The 18,843-nt window shown below is 49.8% G+C and carries 17 protein-coding genes; 8 read left to right on the top strand and 9 right to left on the bottom strand.

Annotated elements, in window-relative coordinates:
* Positions 1-37: 37 nt before the first annotated feature.
* Entirely contained in the window at positions 38-865 is an 828-nt protein-coding gene (locus ACN0T0_RS18185; RefSeq protein WP_417228155.1) for an SDR family NAD(P)-dependent oxidoreductase, read from the bottom strand.
* Between the two features lie 345 nt (positions 866-1,210).
* Between ACN0T0_RS18185 and ACN0T0_RS18180 the strand changes: the two genes are divergently transcribed.
* Positions 1,211-1,699, top strand: coding sequence for an acyl-CoA thioesterase (locus ACN0T0_RS18180; protein ID WP_417228154.1), 489 nt, complete (start codon positions 1,211-1,213; stop codon positions 1,697-1,699).
* Between the two features lie 74 nt (positions 1,700-1,773).
* On the opposite strand, the gene ACN0T0_RS18175 is transcribed toward ACN0T0_RS18180, so the two are convergent.
* A complete protein-coding gene (locus tag ACN0T0_RS18175) occupies positions 1,774-2,703 on the bottom strand; it encodes a LysR family transcriptional regulator (protein ID WP_417228153.1) in 930 nt (309 codons plus the stop codon).
* 118 nt (positions 2,704-2,821) lie between these two features.
* Here ACN0T0_RS18175 and ACN0T0_RS18170 point away from each other — a divergent pair, with 118 nt between their 5' ends.
* Genes ACN0T0_RS18170 through glcF form a run of 3 tightly spaced genes read left to right on the top strand, consistent with a single transcriptional unit; the run spans position 2,822 to position 6,611 of the window.
* Positions 2,822-4,303 carry an FAD-linked oxidase C-terminal domain-containing protein gene (locus ACN0T0_RS18170; protein ID WP_417228152.1) on the top strand — a complete coding sequence of 494 codons (1,482 nt, stop codon included), beginning with the start codon at positions 2,822-2,824 and terminating at the stop codon, positions 4,301-4,303.
* 1 nt (position 4,304) lies between these two features.
* Positions 4,305-5,366 (top strand): glycolate oxidase subunit GlcE, encoded by a 1,062-nt coding sequence (gene glcE / locus ACN0T0_RS18165; protein WP_417228151.1) that lies wholly within the window; start codon positions 4,305-4,307, stop codon positions 5,364-5,366.
* Between the two features lie 24 nt (positions 5,367-5,390).
* Complete coding sequence (glcF, locus tag ACN0T0_RS18160) at positions 5,391-6,611, top strand: glycolate oxidase subunit GlcF (RefSeq protein ID WP_417228150.1); 1,221 nt, start codon at positions 5,391-5,393, stop codon at positions 6,609-6,611.
* A gap of 59 nt (positions 6,612-6,670) precedes the next feature.
* Here the strand turns inward: glcF and ACN0T0_RS18155 are convergent, their stop codons facing one another.
* Positions 6,671-7,135, bottom strand: a complete 465-nt coding sequence (locus ACN0T0_RS18155; protein ID WP_417228149.1) for an Lrp/AsnC family transcriptional regulator — start codon at positions 7,133-7,135, stop codon at positions 6,671-6,673.
* Positions 7,136-7,297: 162 nt separating this feature from the next.
* On the opposite strand from ACN0T0_RS18155, the gene ACN0T0_RS18150 reads away from it, so the two are divergent.
* Together ACN0T0_RS18150 and ACN0T0_RS18145 are read left to right on the top strand one after the other, a co-directional pair.
* Positions 7,298-9,403 (top strand): alpha-ketoacid dehydrogenase subunit alpha/beta, encoded by a 2,106-nt coding sequence (locus tag ACN0T0_RS18150; protein WP_417228148.1) that lies wholly within the window; start codon positions 7,298-7,300, stop codon positions 9,401-9,403.
* Positions 9,404-9,416: 13 nt separating this feature from the next.
* Positions 9,417-10,991, top strand: coding sequence for a 2-oxo acid dehydrogenase subunit E2 (locus ACN0T0_RS18145; protein WP_417228147.1), 1,575 nt, complete (start codon positions 9,417-9,419; stop codon positions 10,989-10,991).
* A 71-nt stretch (positions 10,992-11,062) separates the two neighbouring features.
* Here the strand turns inward: ACN0T0_RS18145 and ACN0T0_RS18140 are convergent, their stop codons facing one another.
* On the bottom strand, positions 11,063-11,698 hold the full coding sequence (locus ACN0T0_RS18140; protein ID WP_417228146.1) for a DsbA family protein: 636 nt from the start codon (positions 11,696-11,698) through the stop codon (positions 11,063-11,065).
* Positions 11,699-11,880: 182 nt separating this feature from the next.
* Entirely contained in the window at positions 11,881-12,759 is an 879-nt protein-coding gene (locus ACN0T0_RS18135) for an MBL fold metallo-hydrolase (protein ID WP_417228145.1), read from the bottom strand.
* A 116-nt stretch (positions 12,760-12,875) separates the two neighbouring features.
* On the opposite strand from ACN0T0_RS18135, the gene ACN0T0_RS18130 reads away from it, so the two are divergent.
* Entirely contained in the window at positions 12,876-13,778 is a 903-nt protein-coding gene (locus ACN0T0_RS18130) for a LysR family transcriptional regulator (RefSeq protein ID WP_417228144.1), read from the top strand.
* A gap of 7 nt (positions 13,779-13,785) precedes the next feature.
* On the opposite strand, the gene ACN0T0_RS18125 is transcribed toward ACN0T0_RS18130, so the two are convergent.
* The 3 genes from ACN0T0_RS18125 to ACN0T0_RS18115 all read right to left on the bottom strand — a co-directional run bounded on the left by ACN0T0_RS18125 (position 13,786) and on the right by ACN0T0_RS18115 (position 16,311).
* Entirely contained in the window at positions 13,786-14,694 is a 909-nt protein-coding gene (locus ACN0T0_RS18125; RefSeq protein WP_417228143.1) for a helix-turn-helix domain-containing protein, read from the bottom strand.
* Between the two features lie 377 nt (positions 14,695-15,071).
* The gene (locus tag ACN0T0_RS18120) at positions 15,072-15,917 is read right to left on the bottom strand and encodes a class III extradiol dioxygenase family protein (protein ID WP_417228142.1); all 846 of its coding nucleotides are present in this window, start codon (positions 15,915-15,917) and stop codon (positions 15,072-15,074) included.
* On the bottom strand, positions 15,910-16,311 hold the full coding sequence (locus tag ACN0T0_RS18115) for a protocatechuate 3,4-dioxygenase (RefSeq protein WP_417228141.1): 402 nt from the start codon (positions 16,309-16,311) through the stop codon (positions 15,910-15,912). The genes ACN0T0_RS18120 and ACN0T0_RS18115 overlap by 8 nt, the downstream gene beginning before the upstream one ends.
* A 160-nt stretch (positions 16,312-16,471) precedes the next feature.
* Between ACN0T0_RS18115 and ACN0T0_RS18110 the strand changes: the two genes are divergently transcribed.
* Positions 16,472-17,353 (top strand): helix-turn-helix domain-containing protein, encoded by an 882-nt coding sequence (locus ACN0T0_RS18110; RefSeq protein ID WP_417228140.1) that lies wholly within the window; start codon positions 16,472-16,474, stop codon positions 17,351-17,353.
* 90 nt (positions 17,354-17,443) lie between these two features.
* Here the strand turns inward: ACN0T0_RS18110 and ACN0T0_RS18105 are convergent, their stop codons facing one another.
* Positions 17,444-18,832: an efflux transporter outer membrane subunit gene (locus ACN0T0_RS18105; protein ID WP_417228139.1), complete on the bottom strand. Its 1,389-nt coding sequence runs from the start codon at positions 18,830-18,832 to the stop codon at positions 17,444-17,446.
* Positions 18,833-18,843: the final 11 nt, after the last annotated feature.

Here is an 18,843-nt window from a genome sequence, read left to right as displayed (position 1 = left end):
CCTTTTCGATATGCTCACTTCAGCTGTCGTATCGCGGCTATGACGGTTTTGCCGCAAGATTCAACTGATCTAGTCGAGCATCGATCGCCTGCACAACAGCATCGTTTTTCAGTGGATCAAGAGCATCCATATGCGGCGCGCCAAAATCGCCAGCATCATTATCGAAATACAATCCTGTAGCGCTAGCAAACTCATCATCAAGGGCCGCGCGGGTGAGTATTTTTGCCCCCTTGCTCAGATCGCCCCCGGCAACACCAAATGCATTTTTGACCATTTTACTGCCCAACATCGAACCGGGATTAACGGCGATAATAGCCGGACCGGTGTCACCCAAGGCCAGCGCTAGATGCCGCGACCACATGGTCAACGCCAGTTTACTCTGAGCATAGGCAGAGAAATCATCCACACCATTAACCGGCCCCGCTAACATCTCAAGATCGACCGGAGCCTGCGCGGCAGAAGACAAATTAATCACCCGTCCCGATGCGCCTAGCAATGATAACAACCGCTGCGTTAACACAAAGGGTGCTAGCGTGTTAACCGTAAAACGGGGGTCAATCTCATCGTTGCTAACGCTAGCCGGCAGATTATAGATGCCTGCATTGTTGATCAGCACATCCAATGATGCAGTCTGCTGAGTAATCTTATCGGCCAACCCATAAGCCTGCGACAGCTGCGATAGATCGGCGATAAACCCCTCAACCTTCCCTTCCCCCGGCAGTGCCGCGAGTTGTTTTTCAACCGCGGCCAGCTTCGCGGCATTACGCCCGTGAAGTAAAATATGATGGCCTAAAGAACGCAGCATTTTAGCGGTTTCAAAGCCGATACCATCGGTAGAGCCGGTAATCAAAATTGTTTTTTGCATGTGTAAGCCTTCGTGACTCAAAAGTTCTCGCTAAATGTTGTTAGTCTGTCGTTGCTGATATGACACGGACCATTGTCTTTCCTCATGCCCAAAGCAACGCGCCTCTCAAACTAGCAGCCTTGGTTAGACTAACAGCCTAACTATTGATTAATAATCCCTATCGATCATGAATAAGTTTAAACAAAATATTGATAATCGAGCATCGGCTAAGCAATTCTGATGCCCCTTTTAACAGTGCACTCAGCTGGGTGACTCAATTTGTAAATCATCTTGGCTAAGGATGTCAGTGATATCTGTGTGCGCGTCAACCAGAATGCTATTTTCGTTTCGTTACAGGCCAGCCACATGAATCTCTATCTACGCATGCTTTATCTTTTAATTGCTTCGGTATTCAAGCCAAGACTGTCGATCCATCACCCAAAAAACACCTTATCGCTTCGCGTCTTACCCAATGATATCGATATTAATCGCCACATGAATAATGGCCGTTTTCTCACTATCTGTGATCTGTCACGGGTGGATATGTTTATCCGCACTGGACTGGCCAAAACTATGATGCGTGAAAATTGGATGCCGGTTGTGGCAGAGCAAACCATGGTCTACAAACGGCCGTTAAACCTGTTTCAAAGCTATGATATTGAAATGGAAATTACCGGTTGGGATGAAAAAACCTTTCATATGACGCACACCTTTATCGCCAATAGCAAAGCGTCTAAAGGCCGAATCCTAGCGCAGGGCACATCGAAAGGTTGCGTACTCAGCAAGCAGGGAGTCATCCCTCCCGCCGAGGTTATCGAAAAAGTACAGGCCCGTTTAGCCCGTCGCCAAGCTTGAGCCTATTGGTAGGCGCATGCTTTTATAACAATTTCATCGATCGCTAACGCTCAATGCGCCTGAAAGCGACCGGCTCATGGCAGTAACAGCGTCCCTCGTAACTGCCCCGAGGTATGCAGGCTTTGAATCACCTCTTTTAGAATACTCTCCACCGCCCGGGCAGCCCTAGTTTTCGGTCGCCCTTTAAGGGATACGATCGCATGGACACGCTTAACTTCTGGGCTGACAATTTTTAAGGCATCGAGCTGATCACCCCGCCACTCTTGCGTTACCACATCATAGGGAGCAATCGCTTTGGCCAAATCACTGTTAACAATACTGCGAATAACATTGGCAGAGTTTTGTTCATAACGGATATTCAGCGGCCGCCTAGCCTCCAATGCTTTCTGTTCGAGTTGCAGACGCATGCTATGGGGCTTAGCGGGCACCACCAAAGGAAACTCACATAGCTGTTCAAACTTGATCGTTCCCTCATTGGCAAAGGGCAGCAACGCTTTGCCAAATAGATAAAGGTTCTCTTGGTAAGCCGAAATAGCATCCACTCCATCAATATCCGCCGCGTTGGGAATCAACCCTAAATCCACCTTACCCTCTTGCACCAAAGCCGCCGCATCGACACTCATCGCATCGCGCACCTGCAACTGAATATCCGGATAGCGGGTTTCACATAAAGACAGCAGATGGGGAATCAGGGCAAACGCTTTGGAAGAATCGATCACAACCGCTACTTCCCCTCTGGGGGCTAATTCATCGGAGATAAGGTCCGATTTGGCCTTATCCACCTGCCGTAAAATCAGTCTCGCGTGATGTAAAAAGCTTTCACCGGTCTCGGTCAGCTTTACCCCTTTAACACTGCGGGCAAAAAGTTTTATCGATAGCTCAGTTTCCAACGCCGCTATCTGATGGGTCAACGCCGGCTGAGCGACAAAAATAGCGCGAGAAGCGGCCGAAAAGCTTCCATGTTCAGCGATCTGGACAAAATATTCCAACTGCTTCAGATTCAAACCATCACCCGCTTATAAACCATTAAAAAACACGATGGTTAAGTATATATAATATGTATTTTTTTAATATCATCACTCCCCCTAAACTCCATCCAACGGGACAATTTAGGTATCGGCCATGTGCGACGTTCAACCAACACGAGAACAGCAGCTGCAACGCATTCTTACGCCACTGCAACGCTTCATCAAAGCGGAGAATATCGTCACCAGCGTTGAAGCCTTGCGGGCTTACGAGTGTGATGCCTTCACCACCATGCGTCAGTTGCCACTGCTCACCGTACTGCCTGACACCATTGAACAGGTACAGCAGATCATGCGCCTCTGCTATGAATTGGATATCTCGGTGGTTGCTCGAGGCGCAGGCACAGGGCTAACCGCAGGTTCCATGCCGGTCGAAAACGGCCTGTTGCTGAGCATGACCAAATTTGATCGCATTCTCGATATCGATATTGCCAATAAAACCGCCCTGATTGAGCCCGGTGTACGCAACCTAGCCGTGACTCAAGCCGCAGCACCTTACAATCTCTACTTCGCACCGGACCCATCATCACAACTGGCCTGCTCCGTGGGTGGTAACGTGGCCGAAAACGCCGGCGGTATTCACTGCCTCAAGTATGGCCTGACCGTACACAATATTCTTGAGCTCGACGTGATCACCATTGAAGGCGAGCGACTCACCCTTGGCGGCGCTTCGTTAGATGCCGCAGGATATGATCTCACCGCACTGTTTGCGGGATCTGAAGGGCTGCTCGGTGTGATTGTCGGCATTCGAGTTAAACTGCTTGCCAAACCCGCCAGCGCCCGCGTGTTGTTATGCGGTTTTGCCAGTATAGAGAATGCCAGCCACGCCATTGCACAGATCATTTCGGCCGGTATTATCCCCGCCGGTCTAGAGATGATCGACCATACCGGTATCAATGCCATCGAAGAGCTGATGCATGCCGGTTACCCCGTCGATGCGGCGGCCGTCTTAATCTGCGAACTCGATGGCAGTGTTGATGAAGTAGAGGACGAGCTCACCCGGGTGATTTCACTATTGGAAGCACTGGATGCCACGAATATCCAAATATCCAATAATGAGGAAGAGAAGACACGTATCTGGGCGGCACGAAAAGCGGCTTTTCCCGCGATGGCGAGGCTAGCACCGGATAACTACATTATGGATGGCACCATACCGAGAAGAGCCTTGGCCGATGTTTGGCAACGCATCAATCAACTCGCCGATGAATATCAATTATTAGTGGTCAATGTCTTCCATGCCGGCGATGGCAATATGCACCCCTCTATTCTGTTCGACGCCATGGATGCCAACCAACACCATCGGGCCGAAGAACTCGGCACACGTATTCTAGAACTCTGCATCGAGGTGGGCGGCACCATTTCGGGAGAGCACGGCATCGGTCTCGAAAAGATCAATCAGATGTGCCTGCAGTTCACCGAAGCTGAGCTCCAACAGTTCCACGATGTTAAAGCCGCCTTCGATGCCAAAAACCTGCTCAACCCGGGTAAACAGATACCAACCCTCGCCCGCTGCGCTGAATTTCATGCGATGCACGTACATCAAGGCGAGATGCCTTTCCCCCATCTGGAACGTTTTTAATATGCTCGATATCCAAGATTTAACGGCACAGGTACAACACGCGGCGGCGACGAAAACCCCATTGCAGATTCAGGGTGGCGGCAGTAAACATTTTTATGGCGCAGCAACGGCGGGAACACCATTAATAATGGCCGAGTACCAAGGCATTATTAACTATGAACCCTCTGAACTAGTCATCACCGCTCGGGCAGGTACCCTCTTAAAAGAGATAGAGCAGTTGCTGGCACAGCAAGGGCAGATGCTTGGCTTTGAGCCACCACGATTTTCTGACCATGCCACCCTCGGTGGGACTATCGCCTGTGGTTTGTCAGGCCCACGGCGCCCTTACGCCGGAGCGGTTAGAGATTTTGTTCTTGGAGTCACGCTGATCAATGGTCAAGGGCAGCGCCTTAAGTTTGGCGGTCAGGTGATGAAAAATGTCGCCGGTTATGATCTATCCCGTTTGATGTGTGGCGCACTAGGCACATTAGGGGTTTTGCTGGATATTTCTCTAAAAGTGATACCTAAACCTCATTATGAAGAAACCCGAGTACTCAGCGCCACTTTTCCACAGATGCAGAGTCTACTAGCGGATATTGGCCGCCAACCCGTTCCGGTTTCCGCTACCCTACAGCATGAGGATCAACTCTATATCCGTTTATCCGGTGCACAGGGTGGCGTTAGGGAAGCCATACAACGGATCGGCGGTGATACACTGGCCGATTCTGATAGCCTCTGGCATAACCTCAAAGAACAGCAACATGGCTTTTTCCAGCAACCCACACCGCTGTGGCGCGTCTCGCTACCGCCGATGGCCGCCGCTATTCCAGACAGCTTATATGATGGCCAAATATTGACCGAGTGGGGTGGCGCCCTTCGCTGGCTCTATAGCCAGCAGGGCGAGCAGATTCAGCAGTGGGCCAAAGCCCAGGGTGGACACGCCACCTGTTTCAGAAACCCCATGGCAGGCACCCATATTTTCACCCCGCTGCCCGCGCCGTTACTGGCACTGCATCAACGCCTCAAAGCCCGTTTCGATCCCGAGCATATTTTCAATATTGGCCGCATCTACCCTGACCTTTAATCCGGCACGCCAGAGACCTCCACCATGCAAACGAACCTAGCAGATTTCATCAAGGACACCCCGGAAGGCCAGGAAGCCGATGCGATTCTACGCAAGTGCGTACACTGCGGCTTCTGTCTCGCTACCTGCCCCACCTATAACGTGCTGAATAATGAGTTAGACAGCCCCAGAGGCCGTATCTATCTGATAAAACAGATGCTCGAAGGGCAGCCAGTGACATCTAACACACGAGATCATCTTGATCGCTGCCTCCAGTGTCGTGCCTGTGAAACCACCTGCCCATCCAATGTTGAGTATCATCGGCTATTAGATATTGCTATTCCATTAGTGGAGCAACAAGCCCCCCGCAATGTTAAACAAAGACTGCTGCGTACTGCGATCGTCAATGTGCTGCCCTATCGCTCGCGGTTTCAATCGTTACTGAGACTAGGACAAACCCTTAAACCGTTGCTGCCTTCACATCTGAAAATAAAAATACCCGCATACGAGAAAAAAAGCCCCTGGCCTAACGATAGCCATGCCCGCAAAATGCTCGTGCTAGAAGGCTGCGTGCAACCGGGCCTTGCACCGGATATCAATGCGGCCAGTGCCCGTGTTTTTGCTTACCTTGGCATATCCCTGATCACGGCCCCGAAAGCGGGCTGTTGTGGCGCCGTCAGCTATCATCTTAATCGGCAAGCCGACGGACTGGATTTTATGCGTCACAATATCGATGCCTGGTGGCCTTACATCGATGCGGGCTGCGAAGCTATTGTAATGACCGCCAGTGGTTGCGGTGCAACAGTGAAAGAGTATGGCGAACTGTTAAAACGAGATCCGGCTTATGCAGACAAAGCCTTCAAGGTTTCATCCTTAGCCAAAGATGTTGTCGAAGTCTTAACCCATGAAGAGCTACATCAACTACCACTGAGCCCCAAGACCAAAATAGCCTTTCAATGCCCCTGTTCGTTACAACATGCACAGGGCCTATCCGGCGAAGTTGAAAGAATCCTCACACGACTGGGCTTTGAAACCACCTTTGTGGCGGATAATCATATCTGCTGCGGCTCGGCAGGCACCTACTCTATCTTTCAGCCAGAGCTAGCCCAGGCATTAAAAACCAAAAAACTTAACAACCTCATGAGAGGGCAACCTGAGGTGATCGGCACCGCCAATATCGGCTGCATGACCCATTTAAACGCAGCCGCAGAAGTACCGGTAAAACACTGGATACAGATCGTCGACCAAGCTATCCAGCAAACTTAGTTATGATGGAAGGCGGTCATCCGATGTCGGGCATTTTATGTCGTTCGAACAGCCGCTTATCAACAGCCACTCAAAGGTAACTCGCGGGTTATTTTTGGCTGTTTCATCGAGAACATGGTGCTGGTAGAGCGAATCCCCTCGGCCGGTAATAACATATTACTTAACAGTGCTTCGTAACTCTCCATATCCCGGGTAATAATCTTGAGAAGGTAATCACAAGAGCCACTGACCGAATGGCACTCCTGTATCTCGGGACAGGCCGCCACCATCGACAGAAACGATTTCAAAGTTTCAGGGTGGTGGTTATCCATTGAGATCTGCGCAAAAGCGACCACATTTAAGTTGATTTTTTTAGGCGATAACACCGCCGTGTAGTGTTCAATATAGCCCTCAGCCTCTAGTCGCTTAAGCCGTCGCCAACAGGGCGCTCCCGACAGACCGATGGTTTCGGCCAATTCACGATTGGTCAGCCGACCATCTTTCTGCAAAGACGCCAGTATCGCTACATCAAAGCTATCCAGCATAATTTGTTTCCTTTATCTGCCAATAGAAGAAATCATCTTGCTTATTATCCCTTAAACAAAGCTTCTTTAGAAAGATAATTTCGTCACTAAGGCACTAAAATAAATAGATTGAATAACACAATAAAAAGCTGGGAAACAGCTCATGCTGAGGTCGACTAAGTCATGAACAAGGTAACGTTAGAAACCCCGAAAGCGACATCGCTCATCGATATCCCTATTAATCTCGACTGGCTGCACATCGCCGAATTGATGCTTGCATCACGCGCACTCGACACCATCGAAGAGCAAGAGTTAGTGCCTGCTAAGTTAGTCTTTAATCAGTTTTCTGCCCGTGGCCATGATTTTGCTCAGATTATTCTCGGCTCACTGTTGACCCACCCCCATGATGCTGCCACTGGCTATTATCGCTCCCGCCCTTTCGTGATGAGCCTCGGTATCGATTTAGATGATGTGGTTGCATCGCCGATGGCCACAGCCGGCGGCTATAGTGATGGGCGAGATATCGGGGTTGTCTGTAATTACCCTAATCCAAACCGCACCGGCGCGATGCTCTTTCCGATGTGTGGCGGTGTCGGGGCACAATACTCCCCCATCGCAGGCTGGGCGCAATCGATCGTTTATCATCGGGACCAACTAAAGGATAGCCATTATAACGGCGCTATCGCTGTATCGATGGGAGGCGACTCTTCGATGTCCACCAGCGGTTTCTGGGCGGCATTAAATATCTCCACCACCCATAACCTACCCCACCTATTTTATATTGAAGATAACGGCTACGGCATCTCCGTTCCCCAGACGGAACAGACCCCCGGCGGCGATCAGGTAGCAAATCTAAAAGCCTATAAGAACCTGCACATTATTGAAGGTGATGGCACCGACCCGGAGCAAACCCCAGCGCTAATAAAGGAGGCTGTCAACTATGTCCGTTCAGCTAAAGGCGCCTGCCTGTTAAGACTGAAAGTGCCTCGCTTGTGCGGTCATACCTTTCAAGACACTCAAACCTATAAATCACCCGAATTTATCGCCGATGAGATGGCCCGTGATCCGCTGCCGAAATTACAGGCCTTTATGCTGCAGCAAAAACTCATCACCGCCGCTGCTTGGCAGGCGCTCGAAACAGCGAGTGTTAACAAGATTCAAGCATCCGTAGCGCGAGCAAAAGCCCGTCAGCAACCAGAGCCTGGCAAGCTCACCCGCTTCGTCTATGCCGAACAGGGCCAGACACAACTCCGAGGAGGCCTCGCAGCAGACAACCATCGTTTTCCGGCACAGAGCAGTACACCTAACCCCACAGGTGCACGGCTCAATATGCTCACAGCGATTCGTAAAACCTTAGATTATGAGTTGGAGACCAACCCCAAAGTGATCGTCTTTGGAGAAGATGTTGGCCCTAAAGGGGGCGTGCATGGAGCCACCTTAGGCTTACACGAGAAGTTTGGCCGCCACCGGGTATTCGATACCAGTTTATCTGAAGAGGGTATTATCGGCCGTTCAGTAGGCATGGCGTTGAGTGGATTGATGCCGGTGCCTGAAATTCAGTTCCGGAAATATGCCGAACCCGCCGCAGAACAACTCACCGACACCGGCATTATGCGCTGGCGAACCAACAATCAATTTGCCGCGCCGATGGTCGTTAGAATCCCCGGCGGTTTTGCTCGCCGAGGCGATCCATGGCACTCCATGAGCGATGAAGTCGAATGGGCCCACAAGGTTGGCTGGCAACTGGCAATGCCCTCCAATGCCGAAGATGCGGTCGGTTTACTGCGCTTTGCTTTGCGGGATAATAACCCCACCATTTTCTTTGAACACCGTTTCTTACTGGATCACAGTTGGGCTCGTCGTCCTTACCCCGGCGATGAGTTTGTCATTCCCTTTGGTCAGGCCAAGCGCTTAACCTGTGGAGACAAACTCACGGTTGTCTGCTGGGGAGCGATGGTTGAACGCTGCGAAAGCGCTGCGAAACAGCTCGACATAGGCATCGAAGTGATCGACCTTCGCACCCTGCAACCTTGGGATAAAGAGGCCGTCCTCAGTTCGGTAGACAAAACTGCTCGCTGCTTGATTGTCCATGAAGACAATAAAACCGCGGGCTTTGGTGCCGAGATCGCCGCCACCCTATCAGAAGAGTTATTTTTTAGCTTAGATGCGCCGATTCAACGACTCACCATGCCGGATATCCCCAGTCCTCACAATATTCACCTGTTGGAAAACGCACTTCCCAGTGAACAGCGTATTGCTCAAGCCATGCAAAACCTGATCGCCGTCTAAAGAGGAGCCCGCCATGCAAAATTCAATATCAATTACCCTACCCGCCGATGCGCTAGAAGGCACTGCGGCAAAGGTCGCTGAGTGGTTAGTCACAGAGGGTCAACAGGTGACCAAAGGGACTCCTCTACTGGAGCTGGAAACCGATAAGGTCACGATGGAGATCTGTGCCGAAGCCGATGGCGTGATGAGCCAAATACTGGCAGTTCCCGGCACTGAAGTCGATGAAAATACGCCGCTTGGCCTCATGCAGAGTAGCACCGTTAGCGCCATCGAGCCGATTAAAGCCGCTCAGACTAAAACAGCATCCAGCGCAACATCATCCGTTCCTAGGATAGCCAACAACGCCGAGCAGCTCGATATCACGCTACCTGCCAATCAATTAGAAGGCTTGACCGCTAAAATCGCTCACTGGCTAATCGATGTCGGCGACCCCGTTGAACAGGGAGCCCCACTATTGGAATTGGAAACAGACAAAGTGATTCTGGAAGTCATTGCGCCTGCTAACGGTGTACTCTTGCAGCAGGATAAACAGCCCGGCGATGACGTCGAAGAGGGCTGCCTGCTGGGTAAACTGACTCAACATATCGATTCCTCGATGAAGACAACCGACCTCTCTCACGCGATAGCTTCAACGGATCAAGCGAACGACCATCAACCGGCGAGCGATGCGCGTAACGCCCGCCATCTAATCGGTCCTGCGGTACGACGCTTATTGGATAAGCACGGCCTCGATATCAATTTAATCAACGGCAGTGGCCGTGGTGGCCGAGTCACCCGAGATGATGTACTGGCCTACTTAGATGCTCCGATAGATGCTCAGTCAGTCACTCAAGCCACAGCAACGCCAGTGACTTCAGCGATAACGGACCTCACTTCAATAACGGAGCAAGCTAGTCGACTGGTGCCCCATTCGCCGATGCGTAAATCGATTGCTAGCCATATGGTTAAGAGCCTGCTACAGACTGCTCCCCATGTCACCAGTGTCTTTGAAATGGATATGGGGCGCATCATCGAACACCGAAAACAGTGTCAGTTAGGGTTTACCGAAGCCGGTGTAAAACTGACCTACACCGCGTACTTCCTCGCTGCCACGGTCAAAGCGATGCACGCGGTACCATCGGTTAACGCTCGCTTTCATGAAGAGGCATTAGAGATATTCAGCGACATCAATATTGGTATTGGCACCGCACTGGGTGATAAAGGGTTGGTTGTGCCCGTCGTCAAACAGGTGCAAAACAAAAACCTATTTGAAATCGCCTCAGCACTGCAGCAACAAACAGAAAAAGCCCGACTAGGCAAACTCACCGCTGCCGATATGAAAGGCGGCACCTTTACTCTATCGAATCATGGTGTCAGTGGTAGCCTATTTGCGGCACCGATCATCATCAATCAACCCCAGGTAGCGATACTCGGGATCGGTAAACTGGAAAAGCGAGTCGTCGTTGAAGAGGTCGATGGTGAGGATATTATGACCATCCGCCCCAAATGCTATGTTTCACTGAGTATTGACCACCGCGCCCTCGATGCCTATCAAACCAACCTGTTCTTAACGCAGTTTGTCGACAGCATCGAAAACTGGGGTAAGTAGTCACGCAAGGTTGGCTGCCACTGGCTCGCCAACCCTCATCGCAATAATGAGTTGGACAGGATATACACTGACTAACGGCTAAGGATCGCCAAAAGATCCGCCCGCCACGGCTCAACCTGACCATAGTAACCACTTATATCGAGTGGCGTCATTTGCCCTCCTCGTTCCAGCACAAGGGTCGGAAAACCTCCGCCACCGGCGCCAGCCAGTCGTGCTCGACTGGCAACAATATGCTGCTCAACCGGACCGCTTAATTGTTGTGCCAATGATTGCCGAAAAACCCCGGCCTCAATACCTTGCGCTATGGCTAACTCCAGCAACACAGCTTGATCCACAATTTTACGGCCAGCAACAAAGTGTGCTTTCTGCAGAGCCACCAACATGGCATAACCATCCGCCCCACAGGCTTGCGCCGCCAAAATAGCGGCGATGGGAGGCAGCGAATCAAACACCGCCGTTTCATCCAGCAACAAACCATCAACGTAATCCCGGCCAAATCGCTGGCCACTGATTTTTCCGATGCGGGCATCATTCGCCATCACAAAGCTGCGCAGTTCGGCTGTCACGGAGCGGCCACTCATTAAACCGCCACCATGCAATGTCAATGTCACGTTATCTAGCTCATGAACGCAAGCCAGCAAGGGGGCCGCACCATAGCACCAGCCACACAGCGGGTCATAAATATAATGGAATATCGGGGTGTGCATTAAGTTGTCCTTAAAATAATTTGCGCGAGCGGAATCTTATTCCGGACGCGCTCGGAGGTAGCTCACTTCAGAGCCAACCAAAAGGCTTTTGATTGACGAGCAAAGGATAGAATCTCTGATCAGCAACTAAGCCCTAACATGAGGGCGTTGTTGATTAACCCTCAGCATCCATCAAGCGTGGATTACCATTTCATCTCGCCCTTATTCACTTTGGCACCAATCTCCAAAGCGGTCCCTAAACCGAGCGTTGGGTAAAGCTGGTTCATACGCTGGATTAGACTCGCAGCATCGGCCGCTTCCTCTAAAGATGACTCAAAACGACGCAAATAAGTTTTGCTAAACTCAACCGCCGCCAGTCCAGTTGGTGCGCCACTGTTGGCGTGTCCGGGGATAACCGTATCAGGCCCGAGCGATTCGATCCCTTCTAAGATAGAGAACCACGCGGCCCGCTCCGCAGAGGTTTGGCTATCAGCAGTCCACAGATGCAAGCCACTGAACACATTTACCCCACCGACAACCGCTTTGATTGAAGGAATCCAGACATAGCTGCGGCCGGGAAGCTCACCATCCAAGCCTTTTATCTCTAGTTTTTTACCTTCCAATATCAAACCTTCAGCGGGTAATTCGCTAGGGATAATAGGCTTACGCGGTGCATTGGCACCCATTTTAGGTCCCCAAAAACCAACTTTCTTTTGCACTGTTTGTTTAATCCAGGCAATGGTCGGTTTGCTGGCAACGATCTTCACGTCGGGAAATTCAGCCTTGATCACTTCAAGCCCAAAATAATAGTCCGGATCGCCATGGCTAACATAAACGGTTGTTAGCCTCTTCTGACTCTTTAAAATCTCCGCCACCAGCCGATGCGCATCAGCGCGGGAAAACTGTGCATCAATCAGAACGGCATCATGCTCTCCTGTCACTAACACCGAGTTCACATGGAAGCTATTGCCATCGGCGTTATAGACTTTCAAATTAAGAGTATCGCTGTCGTTGGCCCAAGTTCCATTCGTTAAAGAGACCGATAGTGCAGCAGTTAGCAGTAGTGACTGTATTGTTTTCATGTAAACCTCATTGCGTTAAATTCGAGATCACTGTAGTGATTGAGATAGAGGTTACGTGCTTCATTGGTTCAGATATATATGCAATAATTGACTACTTTATTTCAAAAAGTGAACATATGGATCGTCTACAGGCTATGCAGGTTTTTACCGAAGTGGTTAAACGGGGGAGCTTTACCGCCGCGGCCGACCATCTCGATATGAGCCGCGTCAAAGCAACACGTTTTGTGTCTGAATTAGAAAAGTGGCTGGGAACGCGGTTACTGCAACGCTCGACTCGCCGGGTCTCACTCACGGAGGCAGGTCAAGCTTGTCTAGTGCAGTGTCAGCAGATGCTAGAGTTAGAAAATGGTCTACAGGCAACCATCGGCCAGCGTGACAGCTCGCCTAAAGGGCAACTGAGGATTACCTCTAGCAGCTCGTTCGGTCAGCTACATCTGGCAACGGCGGTAACGGATTATCTGCAACGCTATCCGGATGTATCTGTCGATATGATGATGCTCGACCGAACGGTCAATCTGATTGAGGAGCGTATCGACCTAGCCATAAGAATTTCAGGTGAACTCGATCCCGGTTTAGTCGCCCGCCGTCTAGCCCCATGCCGCTCGGTTATCTGCGCCTCGCCAGCCTATCTTGCAGCGCACGGCACACCGACAACACCAGAACAGCTAGCTGAACATAACTGCCTTACCTATTCCAATTTTGGCAAGGGCGAGTGGCGTTTCCAGCATCCCCAAACTGACGAAATTGGCGTACCCGTCAGCGGTAATCTCAGTGCTAATGAAGTTGGCGCTCTCACCGCCGCAACCTTAGCCGGTGCCGGAATCGCCTTACAACCCACCTACCTTGCCGGCCCTTACATTCGAAGTGGCGAGTTAACCCCACTATTGGAGGCCTGGCATCCGCCGGAACTGGTTATTTGGGGCGTGTACCTCTCTCGACAACATGTTCCGGCGGCACTAAGAAGTATGCTCGACTTTCTGGTTGAGCGTTTCAGTGAAACACCCTATTGGGATCGCTAGGATTCTCTCAGGTATCCCGCTGATTACGAAAAGCACCCGGGGTTAACCCGACCCGTTTCTTAAAAAAGCGCGAGAAATAAGCTGGATCTTTAAAACCCAGATCATAAGCAATCAATGATGCTGGTGCGGCGGTGTAGATTAGAAAGCGCTGGGCTTCAAGAATCAATCGATCCTGTAACAGCTCGCTAATAGTCTTGCCCACCACAGCCGAACAAGCCCGATTCAGTCCCATGGGCGTGGTATTCAACATCTGCGCATAATGATCCGCCGATAGATGATCGCGATAATGCATTTCGATCAACTGACACAGCTCTTTATAGCGCTGCTCATAGCGTGAACCCGATTCACTACTGCTATAGGCGGAGTGTAATTTGCGACCGATACGCACCAGTAACGAATACAGCAACCATTCAAACATCACCACTCGCCCTATCTGGTTATCACGATATTCACGGGTCAGATTGGCAAACTGCTGATCGATCAAGGGTTGGTCCGGATCATTCTCGGTTAACTGAATCACCAACGCTTTACTCAACAGCTCCTCTTTAAAGGGAAAGCGGTGCTGAAACTGCTCATCCTGCACCAATAATTGCGACACGGTGACCACCGAACCTTCGGTATTTTCTTTATAAAATTGGAAACCATGCACCACCCCTGGAGGAATAGTGATCAGACAGGGAGCAACCTCCTCCTGCTCTAGGCCGTCGATATGGATTCTCACCCCGCCCTTGCGAACATAGATCAGCTGAAACATCTTCGGGTGGGTGTGAATATTAATCGTCCAATCAAACAGTTCGGCCCGGGTGCGAATATCTTCAATATGGATAAACTCTGGATCTTCCCGCGAAGGCTCTTCGCTATACAGTGCGTAGGTGGAGATTAACGCTTCACCCTTCCGTCGATTTTTTTTACTCATAGCGGACAAGGCCCCATCGCCGTGTGTTGGTATGCTTTAGGGTAAAAGTACAATTCTTTGGCTGGAAAATCTATTCATAATAGGCAAAAAGAGAGAGGTGTTAAGTCGTATAGCGCTATGATGAGCTATCGATATCGGTGTCGAAAACAGAAAGAACCCCATATCGACTAAATATCAATGTAGTATCGCATATTCAGTAAAGCGAACGGGCGAAAGATTGCCGCTAAAAACTACTGTTTAAAAAGTGCAATTAATGAAAAAAACAATGAACGAGGAGATAATCAGTAAATACTGACCCGAGCTTATAGCCCTAAAATGTAACCATTAAACGCGCTCAGACTCGCCCTTAAGCCAGCCTGAGCACACAACGCAGACGCTTAATCAGTGCCATCCGTCAGCAAAACAACACCAGCACCGGTATTTGAAATCGGTGCATGGTAGTGCTTATGCAGCACATTAACGTTAGGCGATAACGCCCCTCGCATCACCATCCACATGATCACTTCAATTCCTTCAGTGCCCGCCTTTTCCATGATTTCAGCGTTAGAAAAAGCGGTCATTTTTTCCGGGTCATTAATGATGTAATCCATACACTTCAGATCAAAGTCTACATCGATAATACCGGCCCGCTCACCCTGTAACTGATGCGACATACCACCGGTACCAAAAACCGCCACCTTGGTATCTTCAGGATAAGACTCAATCGCGATCCTTAACGCTTTACCCAAATCATAACAACGCTGGCCACTTGGTAATGGATGTTGCACGGTATTAACTGCCAACGGAATCAGTTTACATGGCCATTCAGGCAGGTGACGGAACATCAGTCCCATCGGCACAACACAACCATGGTCAACTTTCATTTCCTGACACATGGTCATATCAAACCCCTGATTAATCAGGGACTCAGCTAAATGCCAAGACAGTTGCGCATCCCCCTCAAATGAGGCAGTCGTGGGAATGCCCCAACCTTCATCATCATTCTGATAGGTATCGGCGCAACCAATTGCAAAAGTCGGCACGGTATCCAAAAAGAAATTCAAACCATGGTCGTTATACACGACGATTACTACATCAGGCTTTTCCTCTGCTAACCAAGCTTTTACCGGCTCGTAACCGGCGAAAAAACGCTGCCAATACGGGTCATTTTCCTGCTTGTTCGCCATCGCATTGCCGATTGCCGGAATATGAGACGTTGTAATACCACCAATAACCTTACCCATTCCAGTAACCTCCACGCTGTTGTAACTTCTCATCAAAACCTTCGGCATTGTTTAGCAGCACTTGCTTAAACTCATCAGTGGTAATGTTATGGAAGGACGCACCGGCATCCTGCACACTCAAACCATGGAAAATGGCAATTTTTGCTAGATAGTAAATATTGCCACCGAGTTGTAACAGCTTAAGAAAGTTACCTTCCAACACCGCGATACGCTGCTCATCCGGGAGGTTAAACTTACGACAGTAAGCATCCATATCGGCTGCAAACTCTTCGCGATTTGCCGCACTATTGAAGCTATACGCCATCTTATTCAAGTTATAGGCAGAGTGGGAACGTTTTCCATCAAACACATAAGTGCCTGGGATATCGTCATAATCATGCTTTTGCCAAACCATGCTGATTGCCCTTTTATTGTTGAGATTTATATCTGAGATCAGCGAGTGACTTCGCTATCTATTGTTTATGTATTTTTATCTAAAAAACGCACATAATTAAGAGATAAAATGATATAAAAATTGTACTTTTCGAATATCAGCAGCGAGAGTAAATTGTCCTATGGGTCAATCTTCCGAAATACTTACCGTACAGTTTTACGGCGATCAAGAGCAGTATGTCACCCCGGACCTGCTCCACTGCGAGCCACTCATCACCCGCAGCCGAGCCCATCAATTCACCATTCGCCCCCATCGGCACCATGGTTTGAGTCAGATATTCTATCTACAGCGGGGCAGCGGTGAAGCCAATTTAGATGGTGACACAACCACCATCAAAGGCCCCTGCATCATTGTTATTTCAGAGATGTGTGTACACGACTTTCTTTGGTCGGAAGATGTTTCGGGGATGGTGCTGTCGATTGCCAGCCCGTTATTAGAAAGAGTCGAACAAGCCGTGCAGAAAGAGCAACCGGTGATTAAATCGACGCTCATCATGACCGTGCGACGTGAACAGACGCAACTGGAATCGATCCTCAATCTAATTCAGCATGAGTATTCCCAACCCATCATCAGCGGACGATCAGAAGCCCTCGGATCACTGGTGCAATTATTGGGCATCTGGTTGGAACGCAACGCCGTTCATCGGCACTATTTGGGTAACCATCAAGATCGAAAAAGTGAATACCTCAACCGCTTTACCGATCTCATCAATCGGGATTTTGCCCAGCATCGAAAAGTGGAAAGTTATGCCGAAGAACTAGGCATTACCGCACCTTATCTCAACAGTTTGTGCCAAAAACTCATCCAACGCAGCGCCCTGCAATTGATTCACGATCGTCTGCTGCTCGAAGCCAAACGGCATTTGATCTACACCGTCACCAGTATTAATGAGATCGCTTACGAACTGGGGTTTAACGACCCCGCCTACTTTAACCGCTTTTTTAAGCGACTCGCCCAACTGACGCCAAAACAGTTCCGCTCACAGAATGTGAATAACCGTTAGCGGTTCTTTTGCTGTACCGACAAAAACAGCAGGCGTTACAAAATTGAATCAGCGATCGATCAACACCACTGTATGAGCAGTGTATTACCCTCAAGCCTCAGGTGCGATATCGCCACCACCGAGTGACTGATAAAGTTTTGCCTGAATGACAAATTGGTTATAGCGGTTTTCCAACAGTGATGTTTCGATACTACGTCTCGATTCCATCGAGCTAATCCAATCGATGATATCACTCTCCCCATGCTGATATCGACTTCCGTAGATCGCCTCAATCGCTTGCGCGTTAGTATACTGCGCTTGATAAATATCGCCCTGATAACCGAAGTGTTGTTTAGCCGTCAACAGGTTCGCTACCTCTTCAAATGCTTGATAAATCGTATCTCGATAATCCACTACGGCCAGCTGATAGTCGACTTCAGAAATATCTTTGTTTAATGTCATCTCCTGCCACTCTAAGAAGGGCAAAACAATACCGCTACCCAACGTAGCAACCGGGTTTTGCAATAAATTCAATAAGCTTGAAGATGAGGTGTTTAGCGATCCTGTTAGAGTAAAGGTCGGCATATAGCTGGCATCTAACGCATCTTTAGACGCTAGCGTGGATTTCAGGGCATACAAACTGGCTTTAACATCCGGTCTGCGCAACAGCAGATCCGCCGGAATCCCCGCCTCAATATCAGGGATAAGTTGGGCCGGTAACCGGTCGACGTTTATACCAACGTCTTGCAAAGGCTGATTAAGCAGAATGGAGATCGCATTTTGCGTTTCTGATAGCGTTTGTTGCAATTGACTCAGTTCCACCCGCTGGTTATACAGCGACTGGGTTGACTCTAGCACCGCCAAACGGCTCTCTGCGCCAACCTCATATTTGTTTTGTGTCAGCATAACGACCCGTTCGGTATCGGCGATGGTCTGCTCCCTAAGCGCAATCACCTGATTCAGATAGGCGACTTTCCAATACAGCGTCGCCGTTGTTACGACGAGGTTGTGGGCGGTATTCTCACGATCTTCATAACGGGCGTTGGCGGTCCATTCAGCAGCATCAGCCACCGCATCCACCCGTCCCCAAAGATCCAGCTCATAGGCTAGAGATAAACTCAAACCAAAACGGCTATCGGAGGTCTCCGCGTCAAGGTCATATTCCCGTGACGAAGACTGCGAAGCGCTGATGCTTGGCACTTTGTTATTTTCACTGACACCGGCCTCCAGCCGTGCTCTCTTTAACGTCAGCGTCGCTTTTGCCAAATCACTATTGGACGCCAATACCTGATCGATCAACCGATTTAACTGTGGGTCTCCAAATAACGTCCACCAAGCGTCAGGGCGCGCCACGGTTGCGCTCGCTTGCACTTGAGACTGGGACCAGCTTTCTGGAACATCTAACACCGGTGGCTGATACTCACTGCGCATTGAACTACACCCAGATAACCCAAGTACGCATAACAGCATGACGGTAGAGATTTTGTTGACAATTTTCATTTTAATATCCT

Source organism: Amphritea sp., assembly GCF_048266285.1.
In the GTDB taxonomy this organism is placed as follows: Bacteria; Pseudomonadota; Gammaproteobacteria; order Pseudomonadales; family Balneatricaceae; genus Amphritea.
The sequence above is the reverse complement of the archived record's forward strand: the minus strand, read 5'-3'. Positions and strand labels throughout refer to the sequence as shown.

What these genes read in the sequence shown, in the direction of transcription:
- ACN0T0_RS18180 (WP_417228154.1), top strand. Translation starts at nt 1,211, where the DNA reads ATGAATCTCTATCTACGCATGCTTTATCTTTTAATTGCTTCGGTATTC.
- ACN0T0_RS18130 (WP_417228144.1), top strand. Translation starts at nt 12,876, where the DNA reads ATGGATCGTCTACAGGCTATGCAGGTTTTTACCGAAGTGGTTAAACGG.
- ACN0T0_RS18115 (WP_417228141.1), bottom strand. Translation starts at nt 16,311, where the DNA reads ATGGTTTGGCAAAAGCATGATTATGACGATATCCCAGGCACTTATGTG.
- ACN0T0_RS18145 (WP_417228147.1), top strand. Translation starts at nt 9,417, where the DNA reads ATGCAAAATTCAATATCAATTACCCTACCCGCCGATGCGCTAGAAGGC.
- glcE (WP_417228151.1), top strand. Translation starts at nt 4,305, where the DNA reads ATGCTCGATATCCAAGATTTAACGGCACAGGTACAACACGCGGCGGCG.
- ACN0T0_RS18110 (WP_417228140.1), top strand. Translation starts at nt 16,472, where the DNA reads ATGGGTCAATCTTCCGAAATACTTACCGTACAGTTTTACGGCGATCAA.
- ACN0T0_RS18170 (WP_417228152.1), top strand. Translation starts at nt 2,822, where the DNA reads ATGTGCGACGTTCAACCAACACGAGAACAGCAGCTGCAACGCATTCTT.
- ACN0T0_RS18105 (WP_417228139.1), bottom strand. Translation starts at nt 18,832, where the DNA reads ATGAAAATTGTCAACAAAATCTCTACCGTCATGCTGTTATGCGTACTT.
- glcF (WP_417228150.1), top strand. Translation starts at nt 5,391, where the DNA reads ATGCAAACGAACCTAGCAGATTTCATCAAGGACACCCCGGAAGGCCAG.
- ACN0T0_RS18140 (WP_417228146.1), bottom strand. Translation starts at nt 11,698, where the DNA reads ATGCACACCCCGATATTCCATTATATTTATGACCCGCTGTGTGGCTGG.
- ACN0T0_RS18125 (WP_417228143.1), bottom strand. Translation starts at nt 14,694, where the DNA reads ATGAGTAAAAAAAATCGACGGAAGGGTGAAGCGTTAATCTCCACCTAC.
- ACN0T0_RS18120 (WP_417228142.1), bottom strand. Translation starts at nt 15,917, where the DNA reads ATGGGTAAGGTTATTGGTGGTATTACAACGTCTCATATTCCGGCAATC.
- ACN0T0_RS18185 (WP_417228155.1), bottom strand. Translation starts at nt 865, where the DNA reads ATGCAAAAAACAATTTTGATTACCGGCTCTACCGATGGTATCGGCTTT.
- ACN0T0_RS18155 (WP_417228149.1), bottom strand. Translation starts at nt 7,135, where the DNA reads ATGCTGGATAGCTTTGATGTAGCGATACTGGCGTCTTTGCAGAAAGAT.
- ACN0T0_RS18150 (WP_417228148.1), top strand. Translation starts at nt 7,298, where the DNA reads ATGAACAAGGTAACGTTAGAAACCCCGAAAGCGACATCGCTCATCGAT.
- ACN0T0_RS18135 (WP_417228145.1), bottom strand. Translation starts at nt 12,759, where the DNA reads ATGAAAACAATACAGTCACTACTGCTAACTGCTGCACTATCGGTCTCT.